The sequence below is a fragment of the Streptomyces sp. NPDC005962 genome (genome assembly GCF_040629205.1).
GTDB lineage: Bacteria > Actinomycetota > Actinomycetes > Streptomycetales > Streptomycetaceae > Streptomyces.
Genome location: NZ_JBEXVE010000001.1, coordinates 32,439 through 48,561, shown reverse-complemented (window position 1 = coordinate 48,561; position 16,123 = coordinate 32,439). Strand labels below are relative to the sequence as shown.

General features: G+C 71.5%; 14 protein-coding genes. 8 read left to right on the top strand and 6 right to left on the bottom strand.

From position 1 onward, the window contains the following. The first annotated feature begins 4 nt into the window (after positions 1–4). Positions 5–883 carry a universal stress protein gene (locus tag ABZ370_RS00230; RefSeq protein ID WP_358614522.1) on the top strand — a complete coding sequence of 293 codons (879 nt, stop codon included), beginning with the start codon at positions 5–7 and terminating at the stop codon, positions 881–883. 52 nt (positions 884–935) lie between these two features. Here ABZ370_RS00230 and ABZ370_RS00225 read toward each other — a convergent pair whose 3' ends face one another. Next, positions 936–1,961, bottom strand: a complete 1,026-nt coding sequence (locus ABZ370_RS00225) for a 6-phosphofructokinase (protein WP_358614520.1) — start codon at positions 1,959–1,961, stop codon at positions 936–938. A gap of 171 nt (positions 1,962–2,132) precedes the next feature. Here ABZ370_RS00225 and ABZ370_RS00220 point away from each other — a divergent pair, with 171 nt between their 5' ends. The 4 genes from ABZ370_RS00220 to ABZ370_RS00205 all read left to right on the top strand — a co-directional run bounded on the left by ABZ370_RS00220 (position 2,133) and on the right by ABZ370_RS00205 (position 5,326). Next, positions 2,133–2,333: a hypothetical protein gene (locus ABZ370_RS00220; protein ID WP_358616098.1), complete on the top strand. Its 201-nt coding sequence runs from the start codon at positions 2,133–2,135 to the stop codon at positions 2,331–2,333. Between the two features lie 189 nt (positions 2,334–2,522). Beyond that, on the top strand, positions 2,523–3,362 hold the full coding sequence (locus ABZ370_RS00215) for an RNA polymerase sigma factor SigF (RefSeq protein WP_358614518.1): 840 nt from the start codon (positions 2,523–2,525) through the stop codon (positions 3,360–3,362). 183 nt (positions 3,363–3,545) lie between these two features. Further along, complete coding sequence (locus ABZ370_RS00210) at positions 3,546–4,376, top strand: RNA polymerase sigma factor SigF (protein WP_358614516.1); 831 nt, start codon at positions 3,546–3,548, stop codon at positions 4,374–4,376. A 38-nt stretch (positions 4,377–4,414) separates the two neighbouring features. Next, complete coding sequence (locus tag ABZ370_RS00205; protein WP_358614514.1) at positions 4,415–5,326, top strand: hypothetical protein; 912 nt, start codon at positions 4,415–4,417, stop codon at positions 5,324–5,326. 13 nt (positions 5,327–5,339) lie between these two features. Here the strand turns inward: ABZ370_RS00205 and ABZ370_RS00200 are convergent, their stop codons facing one another. Further along, the gene (locus tag ABZ370_RS00200) at positions 5,340–5,540 is read right to left on the bottom strand and encodes a hypothetical protein (RefSeq protein WP_358614512.1); all 201 of its coding nucleotides are present in this window, start codon (positions 5,538–5,540) and stop codon (positions 5,340–5,342) included. Positions 5,541–5,739: 199 nt separating this feature from the next. Between ABZ370_RS00200 and ABZ370_RS00195 the strand changes: the two genes are divergently transcribed. From ABZ370_RS00195 to ABZ370_RS00185, 3 genes are all read left to right on the top strand, one after another. Further along, positions 5,740–6,225 (top strand): MarR family transcriptional regulator, encoded by a 486-nt coding sequence (locus ABZ370_RS00195; RefSeq protein WP_358614510.1) that lies wholly within the window; start codon positions 5,740–5,742, stop codon positions 6,223–6,225. A gap of 8 nt (positions 6,226–6,233) precedes the next feature. Further along, positions 6,234–8,858, top strand: coding sequence for an MFS transporter (locus ABZ370_RS00190; protein ID WP_358614508.1), 2,625 nt, complete (start codon positions 6,234–6,236; stop codon positions 8,856–8,858). Positions 8,859–9,049: 191 nt separating this feature from the next. Beyond that, a complete protein-coding gene (locus ABZ370_RS00185) occupies positions 9,050–9,904 on the top strand; it encodes a YceI family protein (RefSeq protein ID WP_358614506.1) in 855 nt (284 codons plus the stop codon). Positions 9,905–9,948: 44 nt separating this feature from the next. Here the strand turns inward: ABZ370_RS00185 and ABZ370_RS00180 are convergent, their stop codons facing one another. From ABZ370_RS00180 to ABZ370_RS00165, 4 genes are all read right to left on the bottom strand, one after another. Next, complete coding sequence (locus ABZ370_RS00180; RefSeq protein ID WP_358614504.1) at positions 9,949–10,734, bottom strand: TetR/AcrR family transcriptional regulator C-terminal domain-containing protein; 786 nt, start codon at positions 10,732–10,734, stop codon at positions 9,949–9,951. 77 nt (positions 10,735–10,811) lie between these two features. Then, a complete protein-coding gene (locus ABZ370_RS00175) occupies positions 10,812–12,338 on the bottom strand; it encodes an MFS transporter (RefSeq protein WP_358614502.1) in 1,527 nt (508 codons plus the stop codon). 156 nt (positions 12,339–12,494) lie between these two features. After that, the gene (locus ABZ370_RS00170; RefSeq protein WP_358614500.1) at positions 12,495–14,810 is read right to left on the bottom strand and encodes a glycosyltransferase family 39 protein; all 2,316 of its coding nucleotides are present in this window, start codon (positions 14,808–14,810) and stop codon (positions 12,495–12,497) included. Then, positions 14,807–16,105, bottom strand: coding sequence for a bifunctional glycosyltransferase family 2/GtrA family protein (locus tag ABZ370_RS00165; RefSeq protein WP_358614498.1), 1,299 nt, complete (start codon positions 16,103–16,105; stop codon positions 14,807–14,809). Before ABZ370_RS00165 ends, ABZ370_RS00170 begins: the two co-directional genes overlap by 4 nt. Between the last annotated feature and the right edge of the window lie 18 nt (positions 16,106–16,123).

Genomic DNA, 16,123 nt, shown 5'->3' with positions numbered 1-16,123 from the left:
CGCGATGACCGGCCCTGTCGTCGCGGGGGTCGACGGCTCACGGCGCAGCCTGGTGGCGGCGGAGTGGGCCGCGCGGGAGGCGCTGCGCCACGGCGTCGGGCTGCTGCTGGCGCACGCCTGTCCCCCGCTGCCGCGCCGGGTCTCCCCGGTGCCCGGGGTGGACGCCTGGCAGCACGTGGGCGAGCAGATGGTGCGCCGGACGGCCGACGAGTTCATGGACCGCCACCCCGGCCTCGACGTCGAGGGGGTGCACACCGACACCGAACCCGGCCAGGCCCTCCTCGCCGCCGCGGCGGACGCCGCACTGCTGGTCGTCGGGGCACGCGGCTGGGGCGGCTTCGACGGCCTCGCCGTCGGGTCGGTGGCGCTGCACGTGGCGGCCACCGCGGACTGCCCCGTCGTGACCGTGCCCGACACGGCGGCGCGGCCGTCGGACGAGGACGAGGAGGCGGACGAGGTGGCGGCCGGTTTCACCGCGCACACCCCGGCGGACGAGACGCTCGGCTTCGCCTTCCGCGCCGCCCGGGAGCGGGACGCCCTGCTGCGGGTCGTGCACGCGTGGGCACTTCCCCCGGCCTCACCCTCCGCCTGGATGCTGACCGTGCTGGAGGAGGACCGCGGCCTGTGGGAGGACCAGGAGAGCCAGGCGGTCTCCGACGCCCTGCGGGCATGGCGGGAGAAGTACCCCCAGGTCCCGGTGGTGCCGGACGTGGTGCTGCTGGGCCCGGCGCAGGCGCTGGTACGGGCATCGGAACGAGCCCGGCTGCTGGTCGTCGGACGCCGCACGAGCCCACGGATGGCCGAACGCCGATTGGGCCCGGTAGCCCACGCGGTCCTCCACCACGCCCACTGCCCAGTAGCCGCGGTACCCCACCCCACCTGACCCCGCCCCCACCTCGCGCCGCCCCCTCACCCCCTCGTCCGACGCATACGCCTCACCCGAAGAACACGCCGAACTCGGCGTAGAGCGCGGGGTCGACGGTTCTGATCCCGGCTGCCGCCTCAGCGAGCGGGATGCGCACGATGTCCGTGCCGCGCAGCGCGACCATGACGCCGAAGTCCCGCTCCCGCACCGCGTCGACCGCGCGCAGCCCGAAGCGGGTGGCCAGCCAGCGGTCGAAGGCGCTGGGCGTACCGCCGCGCTGTATGTGTCCGAGCACGGTGGTGCGGGCCTCCTTGCCGGTGCGGTCGGCTATCTCCCGGGCCAGCCACTCCCCGACGCCGGACAGCCGCACATGGCCGAACTCGTCCAGCGCCGAGTCCTTGACCACCATCTGCCCCTCCTTCGGCACGGCCCCTTCCGCCACCACCACGATCGGCGCGTACCTGATCTTGAAGCGGTCCTCCACCCAGCCGCAGACCTGGTCGACGTCGAAGGGCTGCTCAGGTATGAGGATGACGTTGGCGCCGCCCGCGATGCCCGAGTACAGGGCGATCCAGCCCGCGTGGCGGCCCATCACCTCGACGACCAGGGTGCGGGTATGGGACTCGGCGGTGGTGTGCAGCCGGTCGATGGCCTCCGTGGCGATGTTGACCGCGGTGTCGAAGCCGAAGGTGCTGTCGGTGCCCGCGACGTCGTTGTCGATGGTCTTGGGCACGCCGACCACGTCGATCCCCTGCTCCGCGAGGGCCGCGGCGACCCCGAGCGTGTCCTCGCCGCCGATGGCGATCAGCGCGTCCACCTCATAGTCGGCGAGCGTCTCCCGGACCCGCCGCACCCCGTCCTCGCTGGCCAGCGGATTGGTGCGGGAGGAGCCGAGGATGGTCCCGCCGCGGGGCAGGATGCCGCGCACGGCCGGTACGTCCAGCGGCACGATCCCGCCGTCGAGGGCGCCGCGCCAGCCGTCCCGCACCCCGACGAAGTCGAGGCCGTGCACCTCGACACCCTTGCGGACGATGCCCCGGATCGCCGCGTTCAGCCCCGGGCAGTCACCACCACCGGTCAGCACCCCGACACGCATCTCCGCCTCCCTCCATGACCCCCTCCATGACCCCCGATGCCCGCCCCTCTCCAGAGTCCACCCATCGTCGCCCGCACGCCCACTCCACGGAGTCCGCACCTGTGGATCACCTGCCAGATGATCGGACTGATAAGACTGATCCCGGTGCGGTGTGGATAGACTCCGCCGCGATTGCCCCAGGGGACACGGCGGGAGAGGCAGTACGAGATGGCCCAGGCGAAGAAAATCGCGCTCTACATGCTGATCGTCTTCGTGCTGTACACGATCATCAAGACCCCGGCACGAGCGGCCGATCTCGTCCAGGTGGGGTTCGAGGGCATATCGGAGGCCGCGACGAGCGTCGGTGAGTTCATGAGCGAGCTGGTCAATTGACCGGAGCACCCGGGTGATCACCGGCTCCGCCTTCCGAGTACCGACGGAGTACCGACGGGAGCGGTCGCCCCACTATGGGGCAATTTAGCCACCAACACGTAGTAAAGCGGTGCTTGCACACAGTGCACATGTCTTGTGATGCTATGACCGCTTTGCCGGGTGAATACATCGTGAAGATGAAGGGGTGGCGTGACCGTGTCGGCCCGTACCGCGCCCAGAACCCCGCCCCAAGGCGATGGCGGCAGCGAAAGCGGCAGAAGCCGCGGGGCTGATGCCCGAGCCCTCACCCAGGTGCTCTTCGCCGAGCTGTCCGGCCTCACCGCCGGCACCCCCGAGCACAACCGGGTGCGCGACGCGCTGATCGAGGCCAACCTGCCGCTGGTCCGCTACGCCGCCGCCCGCTTCCGCAGCCGCAACGAGCCCATGGAAGACGTGATCCAGGTCGGCACGATCGGCCTGATCAACGCGATCGACCGGTTCGACCCGGAGCGCGGCGTCCAGTTCCCGACCTTCGCGATGCCCACCGTGGTCGGCGAGATCAAGCGCTACTTCCGCGACAACGTCCGCACCGTGCACGTACCGCGCCGACTGCACGAGCTATGGGTGCAGGTCAACGGCGCGACCGAGGATCTGACCGTGCTGCACGGCCGCTCGCCCACCACCGCCGAGATCGCCGAACGACTGGGGCTGGGCGAGGACGAGGTGCTGGCCTGCATCGAGGCCGGGCGCTCGTACCACGCGACCTCCCTGGAGGCCGCCCAGGAGGGCGACGGGCTGCCCGGGCTGGTCGACCGGCTCGGCTACGAGGACCCGGCGCTCGCCGGAGTCGAACACCGCGACTTGGTGCGTCATCTCCTCGTACAGCTGCCCGAGCGCGAGCAGCGCATTCTTTTGCTCCGTTACTACAGCAATCTGACTCAATCTCAGATCAGCGCGGAGCTCGGCGTCTCGCAGATGCATGTGTCCCGGCTGCTGTCCCGCAGCTTCGCCCGGCTCAGATCCGCAAATCGGATCGAACCGTCGTCGTGACGAGCGACCCCCGCCCCGCTTCTTCGGCGCTGTAATGTCGACATGGCGCTACAGCGTGTTGCCGACATGTGACATTCTGCTGGAGTCGCGTTTGCCGCGGCCCGACCTCCGGTATTCAGGGGGAGGCTGCGCTTGAACGCGGAGAGCGCAACTGGGAACCGTCCGCGACCTCAAGGGGGTGGCATGTCCGTAGAACTGGGCAGCTCGAAGGTGCTCACCAACGACGCACCGCACGTGCTTGACGACTGCGACGCCATCGACACCCGCACCCTCTCCCGCTCCCTCTTCCTGCGGCTCGCCGCACTCGACCGGGACAGCGAGGAGGCCGGGTATGTCCGTGACACCCTCATCGAGCTGAACCTTCCGCTGGTGCGCTACGCGGCGGCCCGGTTCCGCAGCCGCAACGAGCCGATGGAGGACATCGTCCAGGTCGGCACGATCGGTCTGATCAAGGCGATCGACCGTTTCGACTGCGAACGGGGCGTGGAGTTCCCGACCTTCGCGATGCCGACCGTCGTGGGCGAGATCAAGCGCTTCTTCCGCGACACCAGCTGGTCGGTGCGCGTGCCGCGGCGACTGCAGGAGCTGCGGCTGGCGCTGACGAAGACCAGCGACGAGCTGGCCCAGACCCTCGACCGCTCCCCGACCGTTCCCGAGCTGGCCGTGGCGCTCGGCGTCTCCGAGGAGGACGTGGTCGACGGGCTCGCGGTGGGCAACGCCTACACCGCGTCCTCGCTGGACTCCCCCTCCCCGGAGGACGAGGGCGGCGAGGGCTCCCTGGCCGACCGGCTCGGATACGAGGACACCGCGCTGGAAGGCGTGGAGTACCGCGAGTCGCTCAAGCCGCTGCTCGCCAAACTGCCGCCGCGCGAGCGCCAGATCATCATGCTCCGCTTCTTCGCCAACATGACGCAGTCCCAGATCGGCGAGGAGGTCGGCATCTCCCAGATGCATGTCTCCCGGCTGCTCACCCGGACCCTGGCCCAGCTGCGCGAGGGTCTCATCGCGGACTGACCCTGTACACCTGACGGGCCGTCAGCCACACTGGCGCGATGCGACCCGCAGGGAGCCGGACAACGGGCCGCCGGGGCACGGCAATCGCCGCCTCGGCGGCCGCGCTGTGCCTGGGCGCACTGCTCGGCGGCTGCGCCGGGAGCGGCGCGGGACATGTCGCGACCGGGGCGGCCGGACCCGGCGACGGGCGGGCCCCGACGAAGGCCGTCCCCCCGGACGGCGGCGTGGACCTGGTGCCGCTGGACCAGGGCGGCGACGCCACGGCCGAGCGCGGCGGGACGGACGGAAAGAGCGGGTCGCCGGAGACGGCCGGTACGGGCGGAGCCAGCAGCGCGCCCTCCACGACCGGGTCCACCACCGCGCCCCGTACGCACGCGCCCGCGCCACCGGCGTCATCGCGGCCCCCGGCCACCAGCTCATCGGGCGACAACGAACGGGGCAGCGGCGGCGAGACGGGCCCCGGTGGCGGTCGTACGGACGACGAGCCCGCCCCCTCGCCCGGCACCACGTCCCCCGCGCCGTCCACCCCCTCCACACCCTCCACACCCAGCGGACCGGCCGCCCTGAAGGTCGGCGACCCCGAGCGCACGGCGACCGACGAGCGCTGGTGCGAGAAGGTGACGGTCGAGTTCCGCAACACCGGCGGGCTGCCCGTCGCATCGGGCACGGTGACGCTGTCGACGCACGTCATCGACGCGCTCGGCCTCGACTGGGCGACGCTGAAGTCGAAGAGGAAGCTGCCCGCGCCGATCGGCGCGGGTCAGAAGCGGGAGCGGACCTGGAAGGTGTGCGTGGACGCCTGGCGGGTCCCGCTGGGCATGCACATCGAGACCCGGGACGTCTCCGTCGACTGGAAGCCCTGGAAACCCCCGAAGACCCCCAAGCCTCCGAAGACACCGAAGCCCTCGGAATCGCCGAAGTCCCGGGAGAGCGGGACGCGGACGTCCTGAGCGGACCGGCCGGTCAGCCCAGCGCCAGCCAGGCCACCGCCGCGATGACGACGATCGCGGCGACCACACCGACGATCACGCCGACCCGCGGGCCACCGCTCGCCGGAGCGGCCGTCTGCGGCTGCCGTTCGCCGTCGTCGACGAACGCACGGAACATCTGAGTGGAGCCGGACGGGTCTTGGTTGCCGTTGGGGCTCTGCGGGTTGTTCGCCATGGGCCCAGACCCTAGCGAACGAGCGGATTCCCGCCCACCCCTGGGTCACACCAGGCACCTCACATCTCACTGGCCCCATTTGACCGATAAGAGGACAAGCCTTTAAGGGGAATTTACCGCCCAACCCACCCTGTCATTTGCCTGCAGCAACTAACTTCTTCTATGGTTGCCTAAAGCAACCTAAAGCCAAGGAGGTGCGATGGCAGCGCAGAGCCAGTACGAAGAGCTGGCCCGTCAGCTCAGTGCCATCGGCACCGTCAAGCGCGGGCTGGGTCGCGCCCTTCCGGCCGACTGCCCGGCCGGTTCGGCCGTCGTCCTCATGCTCCTCGACCGTTACGGCGAGATGCGCATGAGCAAACTCGCCGAGCTGCTCGGCATCGACATGTCGGTCACCAGTCGCCATGTGGCCCATGTCGCCGATCGCGGCTGGGTGGACCGCAAGCCCGATCCGCTCGACCGGCGCTCGCGGCTGCTGAGCATCAACGAGAGCGGATTGAAGCTGCTCAGCCAGGTGTCCGAGTGCTACACGGAGGCACTCGCGAGCTGTCTGAGCGACTGGTCGGACGACGATGTCGGCCGCCTCAATGAACTTCTCGCCCGGCTGCGGACGAGCTTCGGTGACACCCGGCACCGGCGCCTGCCGCACCAGGCCGAATGCACCACCCGTACACCTTCGCAAAGTTAAGGACATTCATGGCAACGACCACACCGGACGGTGGTGTGCGGGGACCCGCGGGCGGCCCCGCCCACGCCAAGCATGGCGGAGGAGGTCACCACGGCCACCACGGCCAAGGGGCCGACGACGCGGAACCGATGACCCACCGGCAGATCATGGAGGCGCTGTCCGGGCTGCTGCTCGGGATGTTCGTCGCGATCCTGTCGTCGACGATCGTCTCCAACGCGCTCCCCGAGATCATCGCCGATCTCCACGGCAGCCAGTCCTCCTACACCTGGGTCGTCACCGCCGCGCTGCTGTCCATGACGGCCACCACTCCGCTGTGGGGCAAGCTCTCCGACCTGTTCAGCAAGAAGCTGCTGGTCCAGATAGCCCTGCTGATATACGTCGGGGGCTCGGTCGTCGCGGGCCTGTCGCAGAACACCGGCATGCTGATCGCCTGCCGTGTCGTCCAGGGCGTCGGCGTCGGCGGACTGTCCGCGCTCGCCCAGATCGTCATGGCCGCGATGATCTCCCCGCGCGAGCGCGGCCGGTACAGCGGCTACCTCGGCGCGACCTTCGCCGTCGCGACCGTCGGCGGCCCGCTGCTGGGCGGCGTCATCACCGACACCGACTGGCTGGGCTGGCGCTGGTGCTTCTACGTCGGCGTGCCGTTCGCGTTCATCGCGCTGATCGTGCTGCAGAAGACCCTGAAGCTCCCGGTCGTGAAGCGGGACGTCAAGGTCGACTGGACGGGCGCGCTCTTCATCAGCGCCGCCGTCTCGCTGCTGCTGCTGTGGGTCACCTTCGCGGGTGACAAGTACGACTGGGTCTCCTGGCAGTCCTACGCGATGGTCGGCGGTTCGATCGCCCTCGGCCTGCTCTTCCTGCTGATCGAGTCCAAGGCGAGCGAGCCGATCATCCCGCTGCGGCTGTTCCGCAACAAGACGATCACCCTCGCCTCGCTGGCGTCGCTCTTCGTCGGTGTGGCGATGTTCGCCGGAACCGTCTTCTTCAGCCAGTACTTCCAGCTGGCCCGCGGCAAGACGCCCACGATGTCCGGCGTCATGACCATCCCGATGATCGGCGGCCTGTTCGTCTCCTCGACCCTCTCCGGCCAGATCATCACCAAGACCGGCCGCTGGAAGGTGTGGCTGGTCAGTGGTGGCGCGCTGCTGACCGCGGGCCTCGGCCTGCTCGGCACGATGCGGTACGACACCCCGTACTGGCACCTGGCGATCTACATGGCGCTCATGGGCCTCGGCATCGGCATGATGATGCAGAACCTGGTGCTGGCCACCCAGAACCAGGTGGCGCCGCAGGACCTCGGCGCGGCCAGCGCCGTCGTCACCTTCTTCCGCTCGCTGGGCGGTGCGGTCGGCGTCTCGGCGCTCGGCGCGGTGCTCGGCACCCGGGTCACCGACTACGTGAAGGACGGCCTGACCGACCTCGGCCCCAAGGGCGCCGCGCTGGCCCAGAAGGCGGGCGGCAGCGCCGGAGGCGGCATCCCCGACCTGGACAAGCTCCCGGAGCCGCTGCGTTCGATCATGGAGAGCGCCTACGGGCACGGCGTCGCGGACGTCTTCCTGTTCGCCGCTCCGGCCGCGTTCCTCGCCTTCCTGCTCACCCTCTTCATCAAGGAGGTCGCACTGCGCACCAACTCGGGCTCGCAAGCGTCCGCCGAAGCCGCCGCACCGGCGACCGCCCCCGTGAACGACGCGGCCGCCGCCGCGGCACCGGTCCAGGCGCCGGTCCAGACGCGGGAGCCCGCCCTGGTGGGCGCCCCGGCCGCCGGTCCGTCCACTCCGGACTCCGACCGGGCACTGGCCGCCGCGGTCGCCCCGCAGCGCCTGGCGGCGTACGCCTCGGCCGGTGACGGCGGGTCCGGGCACCAGCCCCGGCAGGGCGTGCACGGCTTCGTGCGGAACGCGGACGGCGGCGCCGTGCCGCGCGCCGCGGTGACGCTGATCTCGCTCTCCGGGCGGCAGCTCGGCCGTTCGGTGGCGCACACCGACGGCTCGTACGCCCTGGACGCCCCGGGCTCCGGCTCGTACGTGCTGATCGCGGCCGCCGACGGCCACCAGCCGCAGGCCTCCACGGTCGTCGTCGGCGACGAGCCGCTCGGCTTCGACATCGTGCTGTCGGCCACCAGCGGGCTCGTGGGCACCGTGCGCGGCGCCGACGACGGGCAGCCGGTGGACGCGGCGATGGTCGTCGTCACCGATGTCCGCGGCGAGGTGCTGGCCACCGGCAAGACCGGTGAGCGGGGCGAGTTCAGCTTCGAGGAGCTGGTCGCCGGAACCTTCACGGTCGCGGTGAACGCGCCGGGTCACCGGCCCGCCGCGCTGCCCGTCGAGGTCGGCTCCCAGGGCCTGACCCGGCTGGAGATCGCGCTGCGGGCCGGGGCCAGGGTGCAGGGCACCGTACGGGCCGGGGCCGACCGCCGCCCGCTGCCGGACGCGCGGGTCACGCTGGTCGACGCGGCCGGGAACGTGGTCGCCACCGCCACCACCGGGGAGGACGGCGCGTACGCCTTCACCGACCTGGACGCGGGCGACTACACGGTCATCGCGAGCGGCTACCCGCCGGTCGCGGGCAACCTGACGGTCGCCGGGCACGGGATCGACGGACACGACGTCGAACTCGCCCACCCGGGCGACTGAGAACTCCGGGGCCGGGGCGTGCGCAGAGCGGAGACACGCCCCGGCCCCGGACCGGGCGGCGGTTATTTCCGCCGGACCCGGAACCCGGAGCCGGGCAGCGGTGTACATCAGGCAGGGGACGGCCTCGCACCGCTGCCCGGTCCGGGCGCGGAGACACCACAGCACCACGGGAGCAGGAGACGACAGGCGGCATGACGACCACTGGGGCAGGAGCAGGCGGGGGAGCGGGGCTGCGGGCCCGGATTCTCACCCGCGACGGATGGGCGGTGCAGCACGCGGTGCTGACCGTGACCGATATGACGGGCGGGCAGGTGCTGCGCGCGCAGGCCACCGAGGACGGTTCGGTGCGCAGCCAGGAGCCGCTGCCGCCCGGTCCGTACACGGTCATCGCCACCGCGGTGGGCTACGCGCCGATGGCGTCGACGGCGATCGTCACGGCCGCCGGGCGCGCCGATGTGGGCACGCTGGTGCTGGCCCGGCAGGGCGGGGTGGAGCTGCCGCCGCCCGGCGCGTGGACGCTCGATCCCGCGCATTCGACGGTGGGGGCCGTCGCGCAGCACCTGGGGATCTCCAGTGTGCACGGGCGGTTCACGGATTTCGGCGGGCGGATCGAGATCGCCGAGGACATCGAGAAGTCGCGGGTCGAGGCGGTGATCCAGGCGGCCAGCATCGACACCGGTAACGAGATGCGGGACGGCCACCTGAAGTCGCCCGACTTCCTGAATGTGGAGCAGTTCCCGGTCCTCACCTACCAGAGCACGCGTCTGAGCGCGGCCGGTCCTGACCGGTGGACGGTGCACGGTGAGCTGTCCATGCACGGTGTGGTGCGGGACGTGGAGCTGAGCCTGACCTATCTGGGCACCGGCCCCGACCCCTGGGGCGGGGTGCGGGCGGCCTTCCGGGCCACCGCGGAGCTGCGCCGCGAGGACTTCGCGATGAACTACAACCAGGTGGTCGCGGCGGGCATCGCGGCGATCGGTACCACGCTGCGGGTGGAGCTGGACATACAGGCCGTGCAGGGCGAGGAGCTTCCGGCGGCGGGATGACCCCGCCCTGCCGATCGCCGCTCGCCGCCCGCGGGCCAGGGGGGCTAGGGGGGGTCCCGCAGGGCTTCTATACCGGCGATCGCGAAGTCCAGCGCGATGGCGAACTCCCGCTCGCGCATCTCCTCGACGGTCCGGCCGCGGCCCGCTTCCATGGTCTTGCGCGACTCGTCGAACTCCGGGCGCCCCTCGACCGAGCTCATCACCTCCTGGAGCAGCTCGTCCTGGGTGACCCCCGCCGCCCGGCAGCGGGCGGAGAAGCGGCCCTCGATGGTGCCGAAGCCGTAGACGAACTGGTAGACGAGGGAGAGCGCGCTGGTGAGCTTCTCCTCCGGCAGCCCGCTGTTGCGCATCACCCGCTGCGCGGCGTTGGAGAAGGCCATCGCGTTCGGCCCCATGTTGAGGTACTCCCCCAGCAGCGGGGACAGCCACGCGTGGCGCACCAGCAACCGGCGGTATTCGGAGGCGAGCTGGCGCAGCTGCTCGCGCCAGTCCTGCGGCCCGGCCGCCAGGTGTTCGGGCTCCTCGGCGGCCCCGACCGCCTCCGGGGGGAGCGCGACCTCTCCCATGGTGGCGTCGAGGGCGAGTTCGAGCAGATGGTCCTTGGTGTCCACGTACCAGTAGACCGACATGGCGGTGACCCCCAGGTCCGCCGCCAGGCGGCGCATGGAGAAGCCCGCGAGCCCCTCGGCGTCCAGCAGCCGGACGGTCGCCGCGACGATCTTCACATGGTCGAGGCCGACCGGCTGCTGATCGCCCTTGCGCTTGGGGGCCTTGCGCTCGGAGAGCCAGACGCTGGACCGCGGGCGGGTGACACGGCTGCCGGTTGCCATGGCGGCTCTCCTTCTGCGCTGCGTTGCCGCCGCGTATCAGGCGGGCACGATGCGCGGCGGGTCATACATGTCCGATGCTATGCCGCCGGAGCCGGCTGTGAAGATCGTTCGGCCCGGCGGAGCAGCAGCGCGGCCAGCACCCCACCGGCGAGCACGGCCGCCGCGCCGACCAGCTGGCTGGTCTCCACCCCGGAGGCGAAGGCGTCCTTGACGGCTTCCCGGTCCTCGGGGGTGCGGGCCGCGGCGAGGGCCGCCGGGAGCGAACCGGCTCCGGCGGCGGCCGCGGGCAGCAGCGTGCCGAAGCGGGAGTTCAGCACCGCGCCCAGGACCGCGACGCCGAGCCCGTTGCCGCATTCGGTGAGGGTGCCGTTGACACCCGCGCCCACCCCGGCCTTCTCCGGCGGGATCGCCGACATGATGGCGGTCGCCATCGCGGGCATGGCGAACGCGATCCCGGACCCCATCACCACCAGCCCCAGCAGCATCCCGCCGTAGCCGTCCGTGCCGAGGACGGCGATCAGCGCGAGACCGAGCGCGAGCAGCCCCATGCCGGTGACGATCGTCAGCGGCGTGCCGAGCCTGGGCAGCAGCCGGGCCCCGACACCGGTGAGGTTGAGCGCCACGATCACCAGGGCGAGCGGCGCGGTGCGCAGCCCCGCGCCCAGCGCGTCGTAGCCGAGCACGAACTGCAGATGCTGGGTGAGCAGGAAGAGCGAGCCGCCCATGCCGAAGGCCACGAGGATGCCGCCCGCGACAGCGCCCACGAAGGAGCGGTTACGGAAGAAGTGCATGTCCAGCATCGGATGTGGAATATGACGCTCCCACAGCGCGAACCCGGCCAGCACCGCGACGCCGACGAAGGCGGACAGCAGCACCCGGGGCGAGGTCCAGCCGTGCTCGGGCCCGGAGATGATCGCGAAGACCACCCCGGTCATGCCGACCGTGGAGAGCAGCGCGCCCAGCAGATCGGGCCGGTCGCCGGTCGGGTTCTTGGACTCGGGGACGAGCCGGACCACGGCGGCCAGGCCGAGCAGGGCGACCGGGATGTTGATGAGGAAGATCGAGCCCCACCAGAAGTGCTCCAGCAGGCTGCCGCCGATGAGCGGCCCCGCGGCGAAGCCGAGCGAGCTGACCGCGCCCCACACGCCGATCGCCTTGGTCCGCTCGGTGTCGTCGAAGATCTGCACCACGACGGCGAGCGTCGTGGTCATGAGCAGCGCGCCGCCGATCCCCATCCCGGCGCGGGCGGCGATGAGCTGTCCCGCCCCCTGCGCCAGGGACGCGATCAGCGAGCCCACCCCGAACAGGGCGAGGCCCGCGACCAGCAGTTTCTTACGCCCGTAGCGGTCGGCGGCGCTGCCCGCGCTGAGCAGCAGCCCGGACTGGACCAGCGAATAGGCGTTGATCATCCACTGGATGTCGGCGGTGGTCGCGTCCATCTCCCGGGCGAGGGAGGGGACCGCCACGTTGAGGATCGTGTTGTCCAGCAGCACGGTGAGCTGGGCGAGGCAGATCACCGCGAGGATCGGCCAGCGCTGGGGATGGCCACCGGTAGTGGCGCCGGGTGGGGCGGCGGGGCCGGTATCGGCGGTCGGGGCCGTCATGAACACTCCAGGAGACGTCTGTACGGTGCATGGCTCTACGTTCGCCGTACACCGTACAAGCGCCGTTTTACGCCGTACAGCGAATTTCCGCGCCCCTACGGGTACGGGCCGGTGGCCGCGGGGGGAACCCGGCCACCGGCCCGTACCGCTCCGGCGTCAGCTGGAGGACTTCTTCTGCGTCAGGTCGTAGAGCGTGGTGCTGCCCACGGTGACCTTCTTGTAGTGGGCCTCGATCCAGGTGGTGATCTTGGAGGAGGTGCCGTTGCTCCCACCGCCCGGGCCACCGCCCATACCGGTGCCCGAGGAGAGGAAGTAGTGGATCTTCCCCTGCTGCACATACTCCTTGAACTGGGCGAGGGTCGGCGACGGGTCGCTGCCGTTGAAGCCGCCGATGGCCATCACCGGGTCCTGGGTGGCGAGCTGGTAACTCGCGGCGTTCTGCGAGCCGATGGCCGCCGCGACCCAGGTGTAGTCGTCGGCGTTCTTCTCCAGCTTCGCCTTCACCTTGGCGTTGACCTGCTGGCCGTTGAGCAGCCCGCCCATGCCGCCGCCGCCCGTGCCGCCCCGGCCGCCTTCGCCCATGCCGCCGGGCATCATGCCCTGCTGACCGTTCCGGCCCTGGCCCTGGGCGTTGCCCTGGCCCTGCGCCTGGGCGTTGCCGTTACCGTTGCCGTTCTGCTGCGACTGGCCGCCGCCCGGGAAGCCACCGCCGGGCGCGCCGCCCTGCTGACCGCCCTGCTGCTGACCGCCCGTGCCGCCGCCCGGCATGCCCTGCTGGCCCTGGCCGCCCTGCTGGCCGCCCCGCATTCCCGGCGGGCCGCCCATCCGACCGCCGCCGGGGCGACCGCCGCCGAAGCCGCCCATGCCGCCCGACACCGTGGGACCGGCCGTGATGATCGAGCCGTTCTTCGGCGTCTCCACCGTGTTGAGCGTGTACGCCACCGGCCCGGCCACCGAAGCCGCGAGACCGAGCGCGGCCACGCCCAGCGCGAGGTTCCGCCCCAGCCGCGCCGCGAACAGCAGTCCGACCGCCGCCGCCAGCCCGGCGAACAGCACCGCCCAGCGCAGCCACGGGTGCCAGTCCGCGGACCGGCCCAGCAGCACGTACGACCAGTAGGCGGTGACCGCGACCGTGACGGCGAGCACCACCGAGGCCACGGTGCCGACGCGGCCCTCGGTCTGCCCCCGCCGCTCCCACAGCATCGTCGCGCCCATGCCCACGATCGCCGCGATGTACGGCGCGAGGGCGATGTTGTAGTACTGGTGGAAGATCCCGGACATGAAACTGAACGTCGCGAACGTGATCAGCAGCGCCCCGCCCCAGACCAGGAACGCCGCGCGCCGGGTGTCCGTCCGCTTGGCCCGCCAGGTCAGCCAGACCCCCGCCACCAGCAGGATGAACGCGGCGGGCAGCAGCCAGGCGATCTGACCGCCCATGTCGGAGCTGAAGAGCCGGTCGATACCGGTCTGGCCCCACATCCCGCCGCCGCCACCGCCGCCACCGCCGCGCGCACCGCCGCCGCCGACGCTGCCGGTCTCGTTGCCGTTGATCCGGCCGAGCCCGTTGTAGCCGAAGGTCAGCTCCAGGAAGCTGTTGTTCTGCGAGCCGCCGATATACGGCCGGGACGACGCGGGCCACAGCTCGACGATCGCGACCCACCAGCCGCCGGAGACCACCATCGCGAGCCCCGCGAGCAGCAGTTGACCGATCCGGCGGCCGAGCTTCGCCGGGGCGCACACCGCGTACACGACCGCGAGCGGCGGCAGGATCACCCACGCCTGGAGCGTCTTGGTGAGGAAGCCGAGGCCGAAGCAGATCCCGGCCAGCACCAGCCACTTCGTCCGGGCGTCCTCCAGCGCGCGCAGCACGCAGTAGACGGCCGCGACCATCAGCAGGCACAGCAGCGCGTCGGGGTTGTTGAAGCGGAACATCAGCGCCGCGACCGGGGTCACCGCGAGCACGCCGCCCGCGATAAGCCCGGCGGCCGCGCTGAACCTGCGGCGTACGGCCGCGTAGAGCACCCCGACCGTGGCGACGCCCATCAGCGCCTCGGGGACGAGGATCGCCCAGGAGGAGAGGCCGAAGACGCGCACCGCGAGGGCCATCGGCCACAGCGCGGCCGGGGGCTTGTCGACGGTGATGGAGTTCGCGGCGTCCGAGGAGCCGAAGAAGAACGCCTTCCAGCTCTCGCTGCCCGCCTGCACGGCGGCCGAGTAGAACTGGTTGGCGTAGCCGGAGGCGCCCAGGCTCCACACGTAGAGCACGGTGGTCACGGCCAGCAGGGCCCACAGCGCGGGCCGCGCCCAGCGGGGGTCCTCCGGACGGCCCCGCCACACCCGCGCCAGACGCGAGCCGCCGGGAGCGGCGGGAACACCGGGAGCGGCGGGCGCCACCTGCGGGGCGGCAGGGGAAGCGGCGGCCGGAGGGGACGGGGGGCCGGCTTCCCGGGTGCCGTGGTCGTAGGTCGTCATCGGTTGTTCCTCGGGTCGTAGTCGGTGGTGGCCCCGCTGTCCGACGGGAAGACCCAGGCCCGGAAGAGCAGGAAGCGCAGAACGGTCGCGGCGAGGTTGGCCGCGATGAGCACGGCCAGTTCGGTGCCGTGCGAGGGAGAGCCGGGGGCGGTGTCCAGGGCGGCCAGGGAACCGCTGGTCAGCACGAGGCCGATGCCGAAGACGACCAGCCCCTGGGCCTGGTGGCGGATCGCCCGGTCCCGGCCGCGTACGCCGAAGGTGAGCCTCCGGTTGGCCGCGGTGTTGCCGAGCGCGGACAGCAGCAGCGCCAGCGCGTTGGCCACCTGCGGGCCCGTACCCAGCCGGAAGAGCGTGTACAGCGCCAGATAGACGAGCGTGGACAGGGCGCCCACCACGCAGAACCCGACGAGCTGGCGGGCCAGTCCGCCCGGCACGCCGCTCAGCTCGCGGTCGCGCGGATCGTCACCGAACGGGCGGCGCAGCCGGTCCAGCGGGAGCGTGCCAGTGGCCAGCGCGCGCCCCACCCGCCAGACGCCCCTCAGGTCGTCGGTGGCCGTCCGCACGATGTGGACGGTGCTGTTCGGGTCGTCGATCCAGTCCACCGGCACCTCGTGGATGCGCAGCCCCGCCCGCTCGGCCAGCACCAGCATCTCGGTGTCGAAGAACCACCCGGTGTCCTCGACCATCGGCAGCAGCCGCTCCGCGACGTCCTTGCGGATCGCCTTGAACCCGCACTGCGCGTCGGAGAACCGGGCCGCCAGGCTGCCCCGCAGGATCAGGTTGTACGCCCGCGAGATGAACTCCCGCTTGGTGCCGCGGACGACGCGCGAGCTGCGCGCCAGCCGCGACCCGATCGCCAGGTCCGAATGGCCGGAGATCAGCGGTGCCACCAGCGGCAGCAGCGCGTTGAGGTCGGTGGACAGATCGACGTCCATATAGGCGAGCACCGGCGCCTCGGACAGCGTCCAGACGGTGCGCAGCGCCCGCCCGCGGCCCTTCTGCTCCAGCCGGACCGCCGTCACCTCCTCGACGGTGTCGTCCAGGTAGGCCGCCACATGGGGCGTGCGGTCCGTACTGGCGTTGTCCGCGATGGTGATCCGGAATCGGTAGGGGAAGGTGCGCGTCAGATGGTCGTGCAGCCGTCGCACACACCGCTCGAGGTCCGCCTCCTCGTTGTAGACGGGGATCACGACGTCGAGCACCGGGCGACTGCGGTCGACCACGATGTGCCGGCGCGCCGGCAAGGTCTGCAGGGGTGTCTCGGGCGGCGCCTCGAGAGGGGTGTCGGTTCGCATGGAACGAGATTCGCGAGC

Bases quoted from the DNA above. Each gene is read 5' to 3' on its own strand.
- ABZ370_RS00230 (WP_358614522.1), top strand. From the start codon at position 5: ATGACCGGCCCTGTCGTCGCGGGGGTCGACGGCTCACGGCGCAGCCTG.
- ABZ370_RS00225 (WP_358614520.1), bottom strand. From the start codon at position 1,961: ATGCGTGTCGGGGTGCTGACCGGTGGTGGTGACTGCCCGGGGCTGAAC.
- ABZ370_RS00210 (WP_358614516.1), top strand. From the start codon at position 3,546: ATGTCCGTAGAACTGGGCAGCTCGAAGGTGCTCACCAACGACGCACCG.
- ABZ370_RS00205 (WP_358614514.1), top strand. From the start codon at position 4,415: ATGCGACCCGCAGGGAGCCGGACAACGGGCCGCCGGGGCACGGCAATC.
- ABZ370_RS00200 (WP_358614512.1), bottom strand. From the start codon at position 5,540: ATGGCGAACAACCCGCAGAGCCCCAACGGCAACCAAGACCCGTCCGGC.
- ABZ370_RS00195 (WP_358614510.1), top strand. From the start codon at position 5,740: ATGGCAGCGCAGAGCCAGTACGAAGAGCTGGCCCGTCAGCTCAGTGCC.
- ABZ370_RS00190 (WP_358614508.1), top strand. From the start codon at position 6,234: ATGGCAACGACCACACCGGACGGTGGTGTGCGGGGACCCGCGGGCGGC.
- ABZ370_RS00185 (WP_358614506.1), top strand. From the start codon at position 9,050: ATGACGACCACTGGGGCAGGAGCAGGCGGGGGAGCGGGGCTGCGGGCC.
- ABZ370_RS00180 (WP_358614504.1), bottom strand. From the start codon at position 10,734: ATGGCAACCGGCAGCCGTGTCACCCGCCCGCGGTCCAGCGTCTGGCTC.
- ABZ370_RS00175 (WP_358614502.1), bottom strand. From the start codon at position 12,338: ATGACGGCCCCGACCGCCGATACCGGCCCCGCCGCCCCACCCGGCGCC.
- ABZ370_RS00170 (WP_358614500.1), bottom strand. From the start codon at position 14,810: ATGACGACCTACGACCACGGCACCCGGGAAGCCGGCCCCCCGTCCCCT.
- ABZ370_RS00165 (WP_358614498.1), bottom strand. From the start codon at position 16,105: ATGCGAACCGACACCCCTCTCGAGGCGCCGCCCGAGACACCCCTGCAG.